Below are 15,334 nucleotides of genomic sequence, written 5' to 3' on the forward strand. Positions count from 1 at the left end.
GCCGGCCCGGCCAGCCGCGGCAGCCGGGCGCGGGCCGGCCGGAGCACCAGCCGGACGCGGCGTCGCGGCCGGACGGGCGGCCGGCGCGGCCTCGGGGGCCGCCGGAGCGGCGGGGGCAGCCGCGGCCGGAGCGGGTGCCGGCGGTGCGGCGCGGGACGCCTCCTCGGCGGCACGGCGCTCCGCCTCCTCGGCGGCGCGGCGGCGGTCGTCGTCCTCGCGACGGCGGGCGTCGGCGAGGGCGGCGAGGCGCGCGCTCTGCTCCTGGTCGCTGAGGGTGCGCAGCACCACGCCGGACCGGGCCGGACCCTGGCGCTCGGCCGGCCGCGACGGCCGGCTCTGTGCGGGGGCGGACCCGGCCGCCTCCTTCGGGGCCGCGGGTGCCGGGCTGGCACCGCCGACGCGACGCTTCACCGTCTCGACCACCACCGACTTCGAGCGGCCGTGGGAGAAGCTCTGGCGCACGACGCCCTGCTCGATCGGACGCTTCGTCGAGAGCGTCTTCGAGGGGCCCGCATGCAGCGTCTTGTCACCCGGATTCTTCGTCTCACTCATTCAGTTCAGACCCTGGGGGTTCTCATCGTCCCGGGACGCAACCCATCGGGGGCCGCCTCCCACTCGCATCCCGGGAGCGCGCCCGCGGATCCGGGCCGTTCCCAACCATCTACTCACCCACCGGACGCGGAAGCGCCGGTCGAATCGATCCTGCCGTCGTCCTGGACGCCGCCCGGAACGCCTGAGGCGTCCGACGACGCTCCGGCCTGTCCGGATGTCGTCGGCTCGCCGCGAAACGCACGGAGCCGACGCCAACGCGCGAGCAAGCCGGTTGTGCCGGCTCCCGCGACGAGGGCTGCATGTATCACATGATCCCGACCCAAGGCCATGTCCAATTCCGCATTGGACAGGTCGTTGACCACCGGGATCCCCGATATGGCATCGCCGTACCGCCGGCGCAATGCCTGGGCGAGCTTGCGGCACCCGTCCGGGCTCGCGTCGGAGGCGTGGACGAGGGCCGCGACCCCGCCGGCGCTCGCCACCGCGCTCTCGACCTTGGTGAAGCCGGTGACGACGCAGCCGGCCTTGTTGGCCAGCGCGAAGCCCTGGCGCAGGTCGTCGCGCAGGGCGGCCTCGATCACATCCGCGAGATCGGGCGCCGCAACGACGCCCTGGCGCTTGAACGCCCGGGCGAACTGGCGGCGGCGCACCGCCTCCTCGACCGCCCGGCGCGTCGCCGTCACCCAGCCGCCGCGGCCCGGCAGCTTCGCCCTGAGGTCGGGCACGACGGTGTCGTCGGGCCCGAGCACGAAGCGGATCATCGCCGCCGGCGGCAGGGTCCTGCGGGTGACGAGGCAGGTCCGCTCGGCCCCGGCGCGGCCGCGGCCGAGCCCGGCGTCGAGGACGTCCGGGAGGGTCTCGGTCTCGGTCGGCACGGCGGCGCTCATCGGCGGTTCCCGGTTCTCTCTCAGGCGGTCCGGCCCTCGGCGGTCTCGCCCTCGGCCGGCGCGGTCCCGTCCTCGGCGGTCTCGCCGTCGGCGGCCTCCTCGCCCTCAGCTTCGCCGTCGCCCTCGCTCTCCTGGCCCTCGCCGTCCTCGGCGGCCTCCTCGGCCGGCGGCGCCTCGATCCAACCGGCATGGACGCGCGCGGCCATGATCATCGCCTCGGCCTCGGCCCGCGACAGCTCGAACCCGTCGAGGTAGCCGGCATGGCGCACGGCCTCGGCGCCGCGGCCTTCCGTGTAGCCGACGAGGTCGTCGGTGGCGCAGCCGGCGAGGTCCTCGACCGTCCGCACCTCGTTCTCGCCGAGCGCGACCATCATCGGGGTGGTGATCCCGTCGATGTCGCGCAGCTCGTCGGCGACGCCGAGCTCGATCCGGCGGGCGTCGTTCTCGGCCTCGATGCGGGCGAGGTAGTCCTGGGCGCGGGCCTGGATCTCGGCCGAGGTCTCCTCGTCGAGGCCCTGGATGCTGCCGAGGTCGTTCGGCTCGGCATAGGCGATCTCCTCGACCGAGCGGAAGCCTTCCGCGGCCAGCAGCTGGCCGACGGTCTCGTCGACGTCGAGCGCCTCCATGAAGGCGTTGGTGCGTTCGACGAACTCCTTCTGCCGGCGCTCGGATTCCTCGGCCTCGGTCAGGATGTCGATGTCCCAGCCGGTGAGCTGGGAGGCGAGGCGCACGTTCTGGCCGCGGCGGCCGATGGCGAGCGAGAGCTGGTCGTCGGGGACCACGACCTCGATCCGGTCGGCCTCCTCGTCGAGCACCACCTTCACGACCTCGGCCGGCTGGAGCGCGTTGACGATGAAGGTCGCCTGATCCTGCGACCACGGGATGATGTCGATCTTCTCGCCCTGCAGCTCGCCGACGACGGCCTGCACGCGCGAGCCGCGCATGCCGACGCAGGCGCCGACCGGATCGATCGAGGAATCGCGCGAGATCACCGCGATCTTGGCGCGAGAGCCGGGGTCGCGGGCGACCGCCTTCACCTCGACGATGCCGTCGTAGATCTCCGGCACTTCCTGGCCGAAGAGCTTGGCCATGAACTGCGGGTGCGAGCGCGAGAGGAAGATCTGCGGTCCGCGCACCTCGGAGCGGACGTCGAACAGGTAGGAGCGGATGCGGTCGCCGGGCCGGAAGGTCTCGCGCGGAATGGTCTCGTCGCGGCGCACGATGCCCTCGCCGCGGCCGAGATCGACGATGACGTTGCCGTACTCGACCCGCTTGACGGTGCCGTTGATGATCTCGCCGATGCGGTCCTTGTACTCGTCGAACTGGCGCGCGCGCTCGGCGTCGCGGACCTTCTGGACGATGACCTGCTTGGCCGACTGGGCGGCGACGCGGCCGAAGTCGAACGGCGGCAGGGTGTCGGAGATCACGTCGCCGACCTGGGCCGCCGGGTTGTGGCGGCGGGCGGCGTTGAGGTCGATCTCGCGGGCGTCGTTCTCGATCTCGTCGACGACGAGGAGGTGGCGCGACAGCCGCAGCGCCCCCGTGCGCGGGTCGATCTCGGCATGCACGTCGGTCTCGGCGCCGTAGCGCGAGCGGGCGGCCTTGGCGATCGCCTCCTCCATCGCCTCGATGACGATCTGGCGGTCGATCACCTTCTCGCGGGCGACCGCGTCGGCGATCTGGAGGAGTTCGAGCCTGTTGGCGCTGACGACGGCCATCGGTTCAATCCTTACTCAGCGGAAACGGTGTGTCTGTGAGGAGCGTCAGTGAGCCGTGGAGACGGGCTCGGTCCCATCCTGGTCCTCGTCGTCCTGCTCATCGTCATCCTGGGCCGGGGCGGAGCCGCGGCGCAGGGATTCGCGGATCAGCTCGTCGGTGAGCACGAGATGGGCCTCGCCGAGGTCGCGAAGCGGCAGGTCGTAGGCATCCGGCAGCCCCTCCTTCACGTCGTCGAGCGCGATCCGGACCGTGGCGCCGGCGGGATCGACCGGCCCGATCACGCCGCGGAAGCGCTTGCGGCCGTCGAGCGGCACCGCGAGTTCGACCTTCGCCTCGTAGCCGGCCCAGCGCACGAAGTCGCCCGCCCGCACCAGCGGCCGGTCGATGCCCGGCGAGGAGATCTCGAGGTGGTAGGCGCGCCCGACCGGGTCGTCGAGGTCGAGCAGCGGCGAGATCGAGCGGCTGACCGCCTCGCAATCGTCGACCGCCATCGTGCCGTCCGGGCGCTCGGCCATGATCTGCACGGTGCAGCCGTTGTGCCCGGTCACCCGCACCCGCACGAGGCGGTAGCCGAGCCCCTCGATCGCCGGTTCGACGATCTGCGCCACGCGGGCGGCGACGCCGGTCTCGGTGATGAGGCGCTTCTCGTTCGGGGAAATCTCGGGCGTGTCGGTCATGCTGGCTCGGGCCGTGGGCGGTCGTGGTCCCGGCGCATCCGGGTCGGCGGCAATAAAAAAGAGCGGACCCCGAGGGGCCCACTCCCGAACCGCGACCTCTCGACCGCAACCAGAACTGATGCCCGGGGACATAGCCCCGTGCGCCCGGTTTTGCAAGGGAATTCAGGTTTGCAAGACGATTCAGGGCCGCTCGTAGGTTCCGGTGAGCAGGCCGCGGGCGATCGCGCCGGCGCGCACGCCGTCGAGGAACGCGGTGCGCCCGGGCGTGCCGTCGAGGTCGAGGGGCGCCTTGAGGGCGTAGAGCTGGAACAGGTAGCGGTGCGGGCCGTGGCCGGTCGGCGGGTCCGGCGGCAGCCAGCCGGCCCTGAGATAGGTGTTCCTGCCGAGATCCGGCGCGTCGGGCGCGTCGGGCGCCAGCTCGCCCTCGTCGAGGCCGGCGCGGCCCGGATCCACGTGCCACGCGATGGCGTGGACGACCGGCTTCGGGGTCGGGCTGTCGGCGTCCTCGACCAGCAGCGCCAGGGCGGCGGTGCCGGCCGGCACGCCGCTCCAGGCGAGGGGAGGGGAGAGGCCGGGCCCGTCGGCGGTGAAGCGCGCCGGGATCGCGGCGCCGTCGGCGAAGGCCGGGCTGGTCAGGGCGAGGCCGCCCGGCACCGTCGCGAACTCGGCGTGCCACGCGGTCCGGTCGAGGCCGGCCTTCACCCCCGACAGGGCCGCGCCGACCGCGTGGGGCAATTTCTCGAGCATGTCCGTCTCCGCCGCTGCCACCGCGGACAACGGCGACGGCGGGAGCGCGGTTCAGCCGGCCTTCGCGGCGGCGATCATGTAGTTCACCGCGGTGTCGCGGGCGGGGCGCCAGCGGTTGGTGAGCGGGTTGAACACGACGCCGACGACGTCTGTGACCGACAGCCCGCCGGCCTCGACCGCCCGGGTGAGCTCCTCGGGGGTGACGAACTTGTCCCAGTCGTGGGTGCCCTTCGGCAGCCAGCCGAGGACGTACTCGGCGCCCACGATGGCGAGCGCGAAGGAGCGCATGGTCCGGTTGATCGTGGCGGCGAACAGCAGGCCGCCGGGCTTCACCGCCGCCGCGGCCGTCGCCACGAAGGCCGGCATGTCGGTGACGTGCTCGACCACCTCCATGGCGAGCACGACGTCGAAGCGCTCGCCGGCAGCCACCACCGCCTCGATCGTCTCGGCGCGGTAGTCGACCGGGATTCCGGCCTCCTCGGCATGGGCGCGCGCCACCCGGATGTTGGTCGGGGCCGGGTCGAGGCCGGTGACCCGCGCGCCGAGGCGGGCCAGCGGCTCCGACAGCACGCCGCCGCCGCAGCCGACATCGACGAGGCTGATCCCGTCGAGGGGCAGGGGCCCGGCCGGGTCGCGGCCGAGATGGCGGCAGACCGCGTCGCGGATATAGGCCAGCCGCACCGGGTTGAACCGGTGCAGCACCCGCATCGGCCCGGCCTCGTCCCACCAGGTCGCGGCGATGCGCTCGAAGCGCGCGACCTCGTCGCGGTCGATCGAGGGTCCGGTCGGGTCGCTCATGCGCGGGGGGCTCCAGGCTGTCGCCCGGTGCAGGTAGCGCATCGGGCGGTCCCGACCAACCGGCCGCCGCGGCCCGCATTGACACGCCCCCGCCCCGCGGTTACCCGCCCGGCATCGCGCGGCGGCCGGTCCGGCCGCCGGCAACCTTTACGTTTGGTCCCATGTCGTCTGGTCCGAAGCCGTCTGGTCCCGCGCCCCGTCTGGTGATGAAATTCGGCGGCACCTCCGTCGCCACGGTCGACCGCATCCGCAACGTCGCCCGCCACGTCGCCCGCGAGGTCCGCGCCGGCTACGAGGTCGCGGTGGTGGTCTCGGCGATGTCGGGCAAGACCAACGAATTGGTCGCCTGGTGCAAGGAGGCCTCGCCGCTCTTCGCCCAGAGCGAGTACGACGCCGTGGTCGCCTCCGGCGAGCAGGTGACGTCGGGCCTGCTCGCCATCGTGCTCGCCGAGATGGGCCTCAAGGCCCGCTCCTGGCAGGGCTGGCAGATCCCGATCGAGACCTCCGACCAGCACGGCTCGGCCCGCATCCAGGCCATCGACGGCGCCCGCCTCGATGCCGGGTTCAAGCGCGGCGAGGTCGCGGTCGTCGCCGGATTCCAGGGCATCCACCCCGAGACCGGCCGGCTGACGACGCTCGGCCGCGGCGGCTCCGACACCAGCGCGGTCGCGATCGCGGCGGCGATCGGCGCCGAGCGCTGCGACATCTACACCGACGTCGACGGCGTCTACACCACCGACCCCCGGGTGGTGCCCAGGGCCCGGCGGCTGGAGCGGGTCGCGTTCGAGGAGATGCTGGAGATGGCCTCCCTCGGCGCCAAGGTGCTCCAGGTCCGCTCGGTCGAGCTCGCCATGGTCCACCGCGTCCCGACGACGGTGCGCTCCTCCTTCGACGACCCCGACGACGCCCGCCCCGGCACCCTCATCTGCGACGAGGACGACATCGTGGAACAGCAGATCATCACGGGCATCGCCTTCTCGAAGGACGAGGCCCAGATCACGCTCCGCCGGGTGAAGGACAAGCCCGGCATCGCGGCCGCGATCTTCGGCCCGCTCGCCGACGCCAACATCAACGTCGACATGATCATCCAGGTCGTCTCGGGCGACGGCGCGACCACCGACATGACCTTCACGGTCCCGGCGAGCGACTATGAGCGCGCCCGCGCGATCCTCGACGCGCAGGCCCAGGCCCTGGAGGTCGAGCGCATCGAGGGCGCCACCGACGTGGTCAAGGTTTCGGCGATCGGCGTCGGCATGCGCAGCCACGCCGGCGTCGCCGCCAAGGCGTTCCGGGCGCTCGCCGAGAAGGGCATCAACATCCGGGCGATCACCACCTCGGAGATCAAGTTCTCGGTCCTGATCGACGCCGCCTACACCGAACTCGCGGTCCGGACCCTGCACGCGCTCTACGGCCTCGACCGGGCCTGATCCGGCCCACCGGACGGTCGCGACGACGCCCGTCCGATGCTGCACTGCAATGCCTCGACTTGGTGCCGACCTTGCCGTCGGTAGACCTTCACTGGAATTGAAGCGTCTCTAGACGAAGCGTTTTCCTGCGTCTCCGCCACAAGTGCGGGCACACGGCGCTTGCCGGTCGGGGTTCCGAGTCGCTATACGACGAGACACGAGGCCGCTCCGGAAGGCCCGGCGAGGCCCTCGGGAGCGCCGCGGCCCCGACTCGCCACAGGGTGGAACTGGACACCATGCCCGCTGCGCCTGGAGGCCCGCGCCTGCTTCTGCGCCGCCTCCGCGAAGCCATGGCGGAGCCGGTGAGCCCCCAGGCCCGCCTGGACCGCATCGTCGTCATCATCGCGGCCAACATGGTCGCGGAGGTCTGCTCGGTCTACGTCCTGCGCGACGACAGCATGCTTGAGCTGTTCGCCACCGAGGGCCTGAACCGCGAGGCGGTCCACCTCACCACCATGCGGGCCGGCGAGGGCCTCGTCGGCCTGATCGCCGCCAACGCCGAGCCGCTGTCGCTCTCCGACGCCCAGTCGCACCCGGCCTTCTCCTACCGGCCGGAGACCGGCGAGGAGGCCTACCACGCCTTCCTGGGCGTGCCGCTGCTGCGGGCCGGCAACATGCTCGGCGTGCTGGTGGTGCAGAACCGCACCTACCGGGTCTATTCCGAGGAGGAGATCGAGGCGCTCCAGACCACCGCGATGGTGCTCGCGGAGATGATCGCCTCGGGGGAATTGCAGGCGCTGTCGCCGGGCACGGTCAACGCCTCGCGCCGCTCGCTGTGCCAGCCGGGCGTCGCCCTCGCGGACGGCGTCGGGCTCGGCCACGTCGTGCTGCACGAGCCGCGCATCGTCGTGCGCAACCTCATCGCCGAGAACGTCGAGCGCGAGGTCGCGCGGCTCGACACCGCCATCGCCGAGGTGCGCTCGGCGATCGACGACCTCGTCGAGCGCGGTGACGTCGCCGGGGCGGGCGAGCACCGCGAGGTGCTCGAGACGGTGCGGATGTTCGCCCACGACCAGGGCTGGCTGCGCCGGATGCGTGAGGCGGTGCTGTCGGGCCTCACCGCCGAGGCGGCGGTGGAGCGGGTGCAGTCCGACAACCGCGCCAAGATGCTGCGCCAGAGCGACCCCTATCTGCGCGAGCGCCTGCACGACCTCGACGACCTCGCCACGCGGCTCCTGCGCCAGCTCGTCGGCCGCGACGCCGCCGGCCCCGGCGTGATGCCCGAGAACGCGATCCTGGTCGCCCGCTCGATGGGGCCGGCGGCGCTGCTCGACTACGATCGCTCGCGCCTGCGCGGCGTCGTGCTGGAGGAGGGCGGGCCGACCAGCCACATCGCCATCGTGGCCCGGGCGCTGGGCATCCCGGCGGTCGGCGAGGTCGCCAACGCGACAGCGCTGGTCGAGAGCGGCGACGCGATCATCGTCGACGGCGCCGCCGGCGAGGTCCAGATCCGGCCCGGCCCGGAGATCGAGGCGGCCTATGCCGAGAAGGCGCGCCTGCGCGCCCGCCGCCAGGAGCAGTACCGCAGCCTGCGCGACCTGCCCTCGCTCACCCGCGACGGGGTGGCGGTCGGGCTCCAGCTCAATGCCGGGTTGCTGGTCGACCTGTCGCACCTGCACGAGACCGGGGCCGAGGGCATCGGCCTGTTCCGTACCGAATTGCAGTTCATGGTCGCCGAGCGGATGCCCTCGGCGGCCGAGCAGCAGACCCTGTACGAGGCGGTGTTTTCCGCCGCCGGCGGCTTGCCGGTGACGATCCGCACCCTCGACATCGGCGGCGACAAGATCCTGCCCTACATGAAAGCGCTGGAGGAGGAGAACCCGGCGCTCGGCTGGCGGGCGATCCGCATCGGCCTCGACCGGCCCGGCCTGCTGCGGATGCAGCTGCGCGCCCTCCTCAAGGCGGCCGGCGGGCGCCCGCTCAAGATCATGTTCCCGATGGTCGCGACGGTGGAGGAGTTCGTCCGCGCCCGCGCCATCGTCGATCGCGAGAAGGCGCACCTCTCCCGCCACGGCCACCCGCTGCCGTCCGATTGCCGCCTCGGCGTGATGGTCGAGGTGCCCTCGCTGCTGTTCCAGATGGACGAGATCGCCGCCGAGGCGGATTTCCTCTCGGTCGGCTCCAACGACCTGATGCAGTTCCTGTTCGCGGTCGACCGCGACAACCGCCAGGTCGCCGACCGCTTCGATCCGCTGAGCGCGGCGGCCCTGCGGGCGTTCCGGCTGATCGCCGAGCGGGCGAACGCCGCCGGCACCCCCGCCACCGTCTGCGGCGAGATCGGCGGCCGGCCGCTGGAGGCGATGGCACTGATCGGGCTCGGCTTCCGCTCGCTGTCGATGTCCCCGGCCTCGGTCGGCCCGGTCAAGGCGATGGTGCTGAGCCTTGATGCGGGCGCGGTCGGCGCCTTCCTCGACGCCGAACTCGCCCGCACCCGCGACGGCGCCTCCCTGCGCCCGGCGCTCGCCGCCTTCGCGGAGGCGAACGGCGTGGTGCTGTAGGCGCTGCCCCCCCCGCGGCAAGACTGTCCGCGGAAAGGGAACGCGCGGGCCTTCTCCTCTCCCCGCGGGCGGCACGGCTGTCCGGGGAAAATCAGTGGCGCCTCTCCCCTCTCCCACTCGGGAGAGGGGATCCCGCGCTTGATTTTAAAAGGGATTTTCCCCGGATAGCCCCCCGCGGGCAGGGGGAAGGCTGACGATCTCTTGCGGGGTCGGCAGCGAGCCCGCAGGGCGAGGGTGAGGGGGTGTCTCCGGATAAGGCTCCTCCAGCACCACCCCCTCACCCTCGCTCCGGCTGCGCCTGCGCTTGTCATGACCCCGACAAGGGGGTCATGACCCTCTCCCCGCCCGCGGGGAGAGGCGAGATCCCGCGCCATGTCCGTCATAGGATTTCCGATCGATCGCTTCGCGATGCGGAAATCGCCTTCGCTCAGGTGTGTGGAGCCGAAGGCTGCACCGCGCGGGCCGGCGATACGATTCCCGGAACGAATCGTCCGGATTTCGTATCGCCGGGGACTTCCCCGGACACTCTCCCGCAGTGGGGAGAGTTCGGCCCTCGCTACGACCGGTCCGGTCCCCCGGTGCTCGGGTCGCTGATCCGGCGCAGGTTCTCCGCCGGGGTCTCGGCCTCGGTCGCCTCGACGGTCCCGATGCTGCCGCCGGCGGTCGCATCCAGCCGCTGCCGGTCCGAGGCGATCCGGGCGGTCTCGGCGTCCCAGTCCGGATCCTCATTCAGCCGCCGCTGCAGCTCGGCCGGGCGGCCGAGGTCGCGCGGGTCGTCCTGGCCGAGATCCTGGCCGTTGCGGTCGGCATGGGCGTCGAAGTCGCGCAGGTTCCGGCGCTGGGCCGTGTCGCGCTGGGTCATGGCATCCTCCTGAGACGTGATCCCGGGCAACCGGCCGTCGCCGTCATCGTTCCGGCGCGCCGCCGCGCGGCAACCGCCGTCCCCCGAACGGGTTGTCGGCGCAGAAGCCGGCCCGCGGGCCGGCCGGGAGCCGATCGGGAGGAGAGCGGAATGGCCGAGGCGAAGCGGATCGTGGATGCCCTGGTGCGCGCCCGCCGGGGCGGGCTCGCCGCCCTCGGCGGCGTGGCGCTGGTCGTCGGCCTCGGTGCCCTGGCGCTGCGGCGCGGCGGCACCGGGGAGGATGCGGCCCGCCCGTTCGCGGCGGCCGACCTCGACGAGGACGAGGCGACCCTGATGCTGCGCGCGATGGTCGCCGCCACCGCCGCCGACGGCGTGATCGACGCCCGCGAGCGCGAACGGCTGGAGCGGGCCCTCGCCGAGGCCGGCATCGGCGTGCCGGAGCGGCAATGGCTGGAGCGCGAACTGGCCGATCCGGCCTCGATCGACGAGATCGCCGACCGGGTGAGCACGCCCGAGACGGCGGCGCGGATCTACGCGGCGGCGCGCCTCGCCGTCGATCCAGACACGATGCAGGAACGAACCTTCCTGGCGATGCTGGCCGAAGCCCTCGATCTCGACCGCGAGGCTATCAGTCGCATCGAGGCCGATGTCGCGGACAATTCTGGTTCACTCTGAGCCGATCTCATCGTCGCGGATCCTGGATCGGCGCAAGCTGACTTATGATAGTCGCTGAAAATCTGGGGTTCGCGGTCGTGAATACGATTTCTTAAATGATCTGTCGTACGCAACTCAAACGGACCATCGAGTTGCGCAGGTCACCATGTTAGCCACCATGAACCGGTCGGCCGCGGCGCGCGCGAGGCTCCGCGCGGTCGAGCAGTCGCAGGCGATGATCGCCTTCGCGCTCGACGGCACCATCCTGGACGCCAACGACCGGTTCCTGGCGCTGACCGGTTACGGCCTCGCCGAGGTGCGGGGCCGCCACCACCGCCTGTTCGTCGATCCCGACGAGGCGAACGGGCCCGACTACGTCGCGTTCTGGGACGCCCTGCGCCGCGGCGAGACCCGCACGGCGGCGTTCCGGCGCTTCGCCAAGGACGGGCGCGAGGTGTGGATCCGCGCGACCTACTGCCCGGTGCTCGACCGGCGCGGCCGGCCGGTCGAGATCGTGAAATACGCCTTCGACGTCACCGCCGAGCGCCTCGCCCGGGCCGAGGCGACGAGCCAGATCCGGGCGATCGGCCGTTCGCAGGCGGTGATCCAGTTCGATCTCGACGGCACGGTCCTGGACGCCAACGACAACTTCCTGGCAGCACTCGGCTACCGCCTCGACGAGGTCGTCGGCCGCCACCACCGGATGTTCGTGCCTGAGGACGAGGCCGCGAGCGCAGCCTATGCCGGGTTCTGGGACGGCCTGAGGCGGGGCGAGGTCCGGGACGGCGAGTTCGGGCGCCGGGGCAAGGACGGTCGCGAGGTCTGGATTCGGGCGACCTACAATCCGGTGTTCGACATGAACGGCCGGCTGGTCAAGATCGTGAAGTTCGCCCTCGACGTGACGGCGGCCAAGCAGGCCGACGCCGAGCGGGCCGGCCAGATCGCGGCGATCGGCCGCTCGCAGGCGGTGATCGAGTTCGACCTCGACGGCAGGATCCTCGACGCCAACGACAACTTCCTGGCGGCGCTCGGCTACCGCCTCGACGAGGTCGCGGGACGCCACCACCGGATGTTCGTGCCCGAGAGCTACGCCGCGAGCCCCGCCTACGCCGAGTTCTGGGCCGGCCTGCGGGCCGGGCGCTACGCCTCCGCGGTCTACCAGCGCCTCGGCAAGGACGGGCGCGCGGTGTGGATCCAGGCGACCTACAACCCGATCCTCGATCCCGGCGGCCGCCCCTACAAGGTGGTGAAGTACGCCACCGACATCACCAGCAGCATGTCGGTGCGCAACGAGGTCGTGCGCCTCGCCGGCGCGGCGCTCGAGAAGGTCCACGCCGTCTCCGCCGCCGCCGAGGCGATGCACGCCACCTCGGCGACGGTCGTCGGCCAGATGGCGCAGTCGCGCCGCGCCGTCGAGGAGATCCAGGCCCACGCCGATTCGGCCGACGCCCTGACGGGGCGGCTGCGCGACGCGGCCCTGGCGATGGACGGCGTCGTCCAGGCGATCAGCGGCATCGCCGAGCAGATCAACCTGCTGGCGCTCAACGCCACCATCGAGGCGGCCCGGGCCGGCGCCGCAGGCCGCGGCTTCGCCGTCGTGGCGAGCGAGGTCAAGAATCTCGCCAGCCAGGCGCAGTCGGCCACCACCCGCATCTCGGGTGAGATCGCGGCGATGCAGGGGGTGTCGACGGAAGTCAGCGAGACCCTGTCGCGGATCGGCGCCGCGGTCGCGACGGTCGGCCGCCTGGTCGCCGAGACCGCCGAGGCGACCGAGGCGCAGCGCCACACCACCGGCACGGTCTCGGCCAACATGCGGACCACCGCCTCGGGCGTGGCCGGCATCGCCCGCTGCCTCGACGAGTGGGTGGTCGGCCTCGACGAGCGCCGGGAGACGCCGCGCGAGCGCGTCTTCCTGGCCGCGAGCGCCGAGATCGACGGCCGCACCGTCGCCTGCACGATCCTCGACCGTTCCGCCGGCGGCGCCCGGCTGCGCCTCGGCGAGCCGGGCCTGCCCGACCGCTTCGTCCTATCCCCGCCCGATGCCGGGCCGATGGCCTGCACCGTGGTCCGGCGCCAGGGCGACGAGATCAGCGTGCGCTTCGACTGACCGGCGCCGCCCTTGCCGCGCCGGCGGGCCGCGCCATCTCCCCTGCCCGCCCGCGGGGAGGACCTGCCGTGACGCCAACCGCCGCCCGCGAGGGGGACGAACCTGCCCGCCGGAGGCGACCGTGCTGAAATCCGGCGGCTCCGTGCTCGAACTCGTCGCCCGCGCCGGCTACGGCGCCCGCGGCCTGACCTACTGCCTCGTCGGCGGCCTCGCGGTCCTGGCGGCGATCGGGGAGGGCGGACAGGCCGGCGGCAGCCGCAGCGCCCTGCTGACCCTGCTCGAACGGCGCTTCGGCTGGATTCTGCTCGGCCTCGTCGCGGTTGGGCTCGCCGGCTTCGCTCTGTGGCGCCTGATCGAGGCGGTCACCGACGCGGACCGCCACGGCCGCTCGGCCAAGGGCCTCGCCACCCGGGCCGGCCACCTGCTCAGCGCCGTGCTGTACGGCTCCCTCGCCCTGTCGGTCGGGCGGGCGGTGGCGGGGTTCGGCGGACTCGCCGGCGACGAGGACCGGGCGGCCCGGGACTGGACCGCGTGGCTCCTGCAGCAGCCGTTCGGGCGCTGGGCGGTGGCGGCGATCGGCCTCGGGGTGGTGGCGGCCGGCGGCGCCTTCCTGGTCAAGGCGTGGCGCGGGGACGTGGTCCGCCGCCTCGCCCTGCCGGTCGATGCCCGCACCTGGGCGGTCCATGTCGGCCGCCTCGGCTACGCCGCCCGCGGCGTCACCTTCGGGCTGATCGGCGGCTTCCTGATCGCGGCGGCCTGGGAGAGCCGCTCGGCCGACGTGAAGGGCCTCGGCGGCGCGCTCCAGGCCCTGCGGCTGCAACCCTATGGCTGGGTGCTGCTCGGCCTCGTTGCCGCCGGGCTCGCCGCCTTCGGGGCGTTCGGGTTGATCCAGGCCCGCTACCGCCGCATCGACCCGCCCGATCTCGACGACGCCCGCGAGGCCCTGGCGGGCCGGCGCTGATCAGCGCCGGTTGGAATCCAGGAACGCGCCCATCCGCTCCAGGGCGCGGGCAATGTTCTCGGCCGAGTTGGCGTAGGACAGCCGCAGGTAGCCCTCGCCGTGGACCCCGAAATCCGGCCCGCCGATCGTCGCCACGCCGGCCTCCTCCAGCAGCGCCGAGGCCAGCGCCTTCGCCTTCCAGCCGGTCCCGCCGATGTTCGGGAAGGCGTAGAACGCGCCCTTCGGCGTGATGCACGAGATGCCCGGCAGCCGGTTCAGGCCCTCGACCACCAGGGCCCGGCGGCGGTCGAACTCGGCCATCATGGCGGCGACGCAGTCCTGCGGCCCGTCGAGGGCGGCGATGCCGGCCCATTGCGTCGCGGCGTTGACGCAGGAGAACGAGTTGACCGCGAGCTTGCGGGCGGCGTCGTAGAGCGGCGCCGGCCACACCGACCAGCCGAGGCGCCAGCCGGTCATCGCGTAGGTCTTCGAGGCGCCGTCGAGGTAGATCAGCCGGTCGCGGATCTCCGGATAGGCGAGCAGCGTGTGGTGGCGCTCGCCGTCGTAGGTCATCGTGCCGTAGATCTCGTCCGACAGGATCGCCACGCCGGGATGCGCCGCGAGGCCGGCGACCAGCCGGTCGATCTCGGCCTTCGGGGTGACGCCGCCGGTCGGGTTGGCCGGCGAGTTGACGATCACCAGCCGGGTGCGCGGCGTGATGAGGGCGAGCGTCTCCTCGGCCGAGAACGCAAAGCCGTTCTCCTCGCGGATCGGCACCGGCACCGGGGTCGCGCCGGTGAACTCGATCATCGAGCGGTAGATCGGGAAGCCTGGGTCCGGATACAGGATCTCGGAGCCCGGCTCGCCGAACATCAGGATCGCCATGAACATCGTGACCTTGCCGCCGGGCACGATCATCACGCGCTCGGGCGAGACCTCGACGTCGAGCCGGGCCTTCAGGTCGCGGGCCACCGCCTCGCGCAAGGGGAGGATGCCGGTCGCCGGGGTGTAGCCGTGATGCCCGTCGCGCAGGGCCTTGATCGCCGCCTCGACGACGTGGGGCGGGGTCGGCATGTCGGGCTGGCCGATGCCGAGGTTGATGACGTCGCGCCCGGCCTGGGCGAGGGCCGTGGCCCGGGCCAGGACCGCGAAGGCGTTCTCCTCGCCGATACGGGAGAAGGCGGGCACGACCTGCGGCATGGCGGGGTTTCCTCGGCGTGGGGTGCGGGCGTGGCCCGTCGTGTTGTCGTGCTTTTTGCGGGTGCGCAAACCCGGGTGGTGCGCGATCTCCTCTCCCCGCGGGCGGAGAGAGGGCGGTCTCGGTTCAGAAGACGCAGCGAGCGCGATCCGTCAGGATCGCTCCGGCTTCGCCTGGGCTCGCTTCATCGACGACGAGGTAGAGTGGAATCGGAAGGATCCCAAGCCCT

At 72.6% G+C, this 15,334-nt stretch carries 12 protein-coding genes and 1 pseudogene; 5 read left to right on the forward strand and 8 right to left on the reverse strand.

The window, feature by feature from the left end:
• The 6 genes and pseudogenes from EOE48_RS07865 to ubiG all read right to left on the reverse strand — a co-directional run.
• Positions 1 to 552: translation initiation factor IF-2 associated domain-containing protein (locus EOE48_RS07865; protein ID WP_187371347.1), on the reverse strand; the 552-nt coding region annotated here is incomplete at its 3' end.
• A gap of 113 nt (positions 553 to 665) precedes the next feature.
• Complete coding sequence (locus EOE48_RS07870) at positions 666 to 1,439, reverse strand: RNA-binding protein (RefSeq protein ID WP_127728246.1); 774 nt, start codon at positions 1,437 to 1,439, stop codon at positions 666 to 668.
• A 20-nt stretch (positions 1,440 to 1,459) separates the two neighbouring features.
• Positions 1,460 to 3,157, reverse strand: a complete 1,698-nt coding sequence (gene nusA, locus EOE48_RS07875; RefSeq protein ID WP_127728247.1) for a transcription termination factor NusA — start codon at positions 3,155 to 3,157, stop codon at positions 1,460 to 1,462.
• A gap of 81 nt (positions 3,158 to 3,238) precedes the next feature.
• A pseudogene (gene rimP, locus EOE48_RS07880) lies at positions 3,239 to 3,835 on the reverse strand (ribosome maturation factor RimP); the annotation flags it as partial.
• Between the two features lie 180 nt (positions 3,836 to 4,015).
• Positions 4,016 to 4,582: a YbhB/YbcL family Raf kinase inhibitor-like protein gene (locus EOE48_RS07885; protein ID WP_127728249.1), complete on the reverse strand. Its 567-nt coding sequence runs from the start codon at positions 4,580 to 4,582 to the stop codon at positions 4,016 to 4,018.
• Positions 4,583 to 4,633: 51 nt separating this feature from the next.
• Positions 4,634 to 5,380: a bifunctional 2-polyprenyl-6-hydroxyphenol methylase/3-demethylubiquinol 3-O-methyltransferase UbiG gene (gene ubiG / locus EOE48_RS07890; protein ID WP_127728250.1), complete on the reverse strand. Its 747-nt coding sequence runs from the start codon at positions 5,378 to 5,380 to the stop codon at positions 4,634 to 4,636.
• A 161-nt stretch (positions 5,381 to 5,541) separates the two neighbouring features.
• Here ubiG and EOE48_RS07895 point away from each other — a divergent pair, with 161 nt between their 5' ends.
• Both EOE48_RS07895 and ptsP read left to right on the forward strand, forming a co-directional pair.
• Positions 5,542 to 6,807 (forward strand): aspartate kinase, encoded by a 1,266-nt coding sequence (locus EOE48_RS07895; RefSeq protein ID WP_425463633.1) that lies wholly within the window; start codon positions 5,542 to 5,544, stop codon positions 6,805 to 6,807.
• A gap of 275 nt (positions 6,808 to 7,082) precedes the next feature.
• Positions 7,083 to 9,344 carry a phosphoenolpyruvate--protein phosphotransferase gene (gene ptsP / locus EOE48_RS07900; RefSeq protein ID WP_127728251.1) on the forward strand — a complete coding sequence of 754 codons (2,262 nt, stop codon included), beginning with the start codon at positions 7,083 to 7,085 and terminating at the stop codon, positions 9,342 to 9,344.
• A gap of 556 nt (positions 9,345 to 9,900) precedes the next feature.
• Here ptsP and EOE48_RS07905 read toward each other — a convergent pair.
• A complete protein-coding gene (locus EOE48_RS07905) occupies positions 9,901 to 10,206 on the reverse strand; it encodes a hypothetical protein (protein ID WP_127728252.1) in 306 nt (101 codons plus the stop codon).
• 150 nt (positions 10,207 to 10,356) lie between these two features.
• On the opposite strand from EOE48_RS07905, the gene EOE48_RS07910 reads away from it, so the two are divergent.
• The 3 genes from EOE48_RS07910 to EOE48_RS07920 all read left to right on the forward strand — a co-directional run bounded on the left by EOE48_RS07910 (position 10,357) and on the right by EOE48_RS07920 (position 13,928).
• A complete protein-coding gene (locus EOE48_RS07910) occupies positions 10,357 to 10,881 on the forward strand; it encodes a tellurite resistance TerB family protein (RefSeq protein ID WP_127728253.1) in 525 nt (174 codons plus the stop codon).
• A gap of 157 nt (positions 10,882 to 11,038) precedes the next feature.
• Positions 11,039 to 12,967, forward strand: coding sequence for a PAS domain S-box protein (locus EOE48_RS07915; RefSeq protein WP_425463634.1), 1,929 nt, complete (start codon positions 11,039 to 11,041; stop codon positions 12,965 to 12,967).
• A 121-nt stretch (positions 12,968 to 13,088) separates the two neighbouring features.
• Positions 13,089 to 13,928: a DUF1206 domain-containing protein gene (locus EOE48_RS07920; protein ID WP_246154043.1), complete on the forward strand. Its 840-nt coding sequence runs from the start codon at positions 13,089 to 13,091 to the stop codon at positions 13,926 to 13,928.
• Here EOE48_RS07920 and EOE48_RS07925 read toward each other — a convergent pair whose 3' ends face one another.
• Positions 13,929 to 15,107: a pyridoxal phosphate-dependent aminotransferase gene (locus EOE48_RS07925; protein ID WP_127728256.1), complete on the reverse strand. Its 1,179-nt coding sequence runs from the start codon at positions 15,105 to 15,107 to the stop codon at positions 13,929 to 13,931.
• Between the last annotated feature and the right edge of the window lie 227 nt (positions 15,108 to 15,334).

Source organism: Methylobacterium oryzihabitans (genome assembly GCF_004004555.2).
In the GTDB taxonomy this organism is placed as follows: domain Bacteria; phylum Pseudomonadota; class Alphaproteobacteria; order Rhizobiales; family Beijerinckiaceae; genus Methylobacterium; species Methylobacterium oryzihabitans.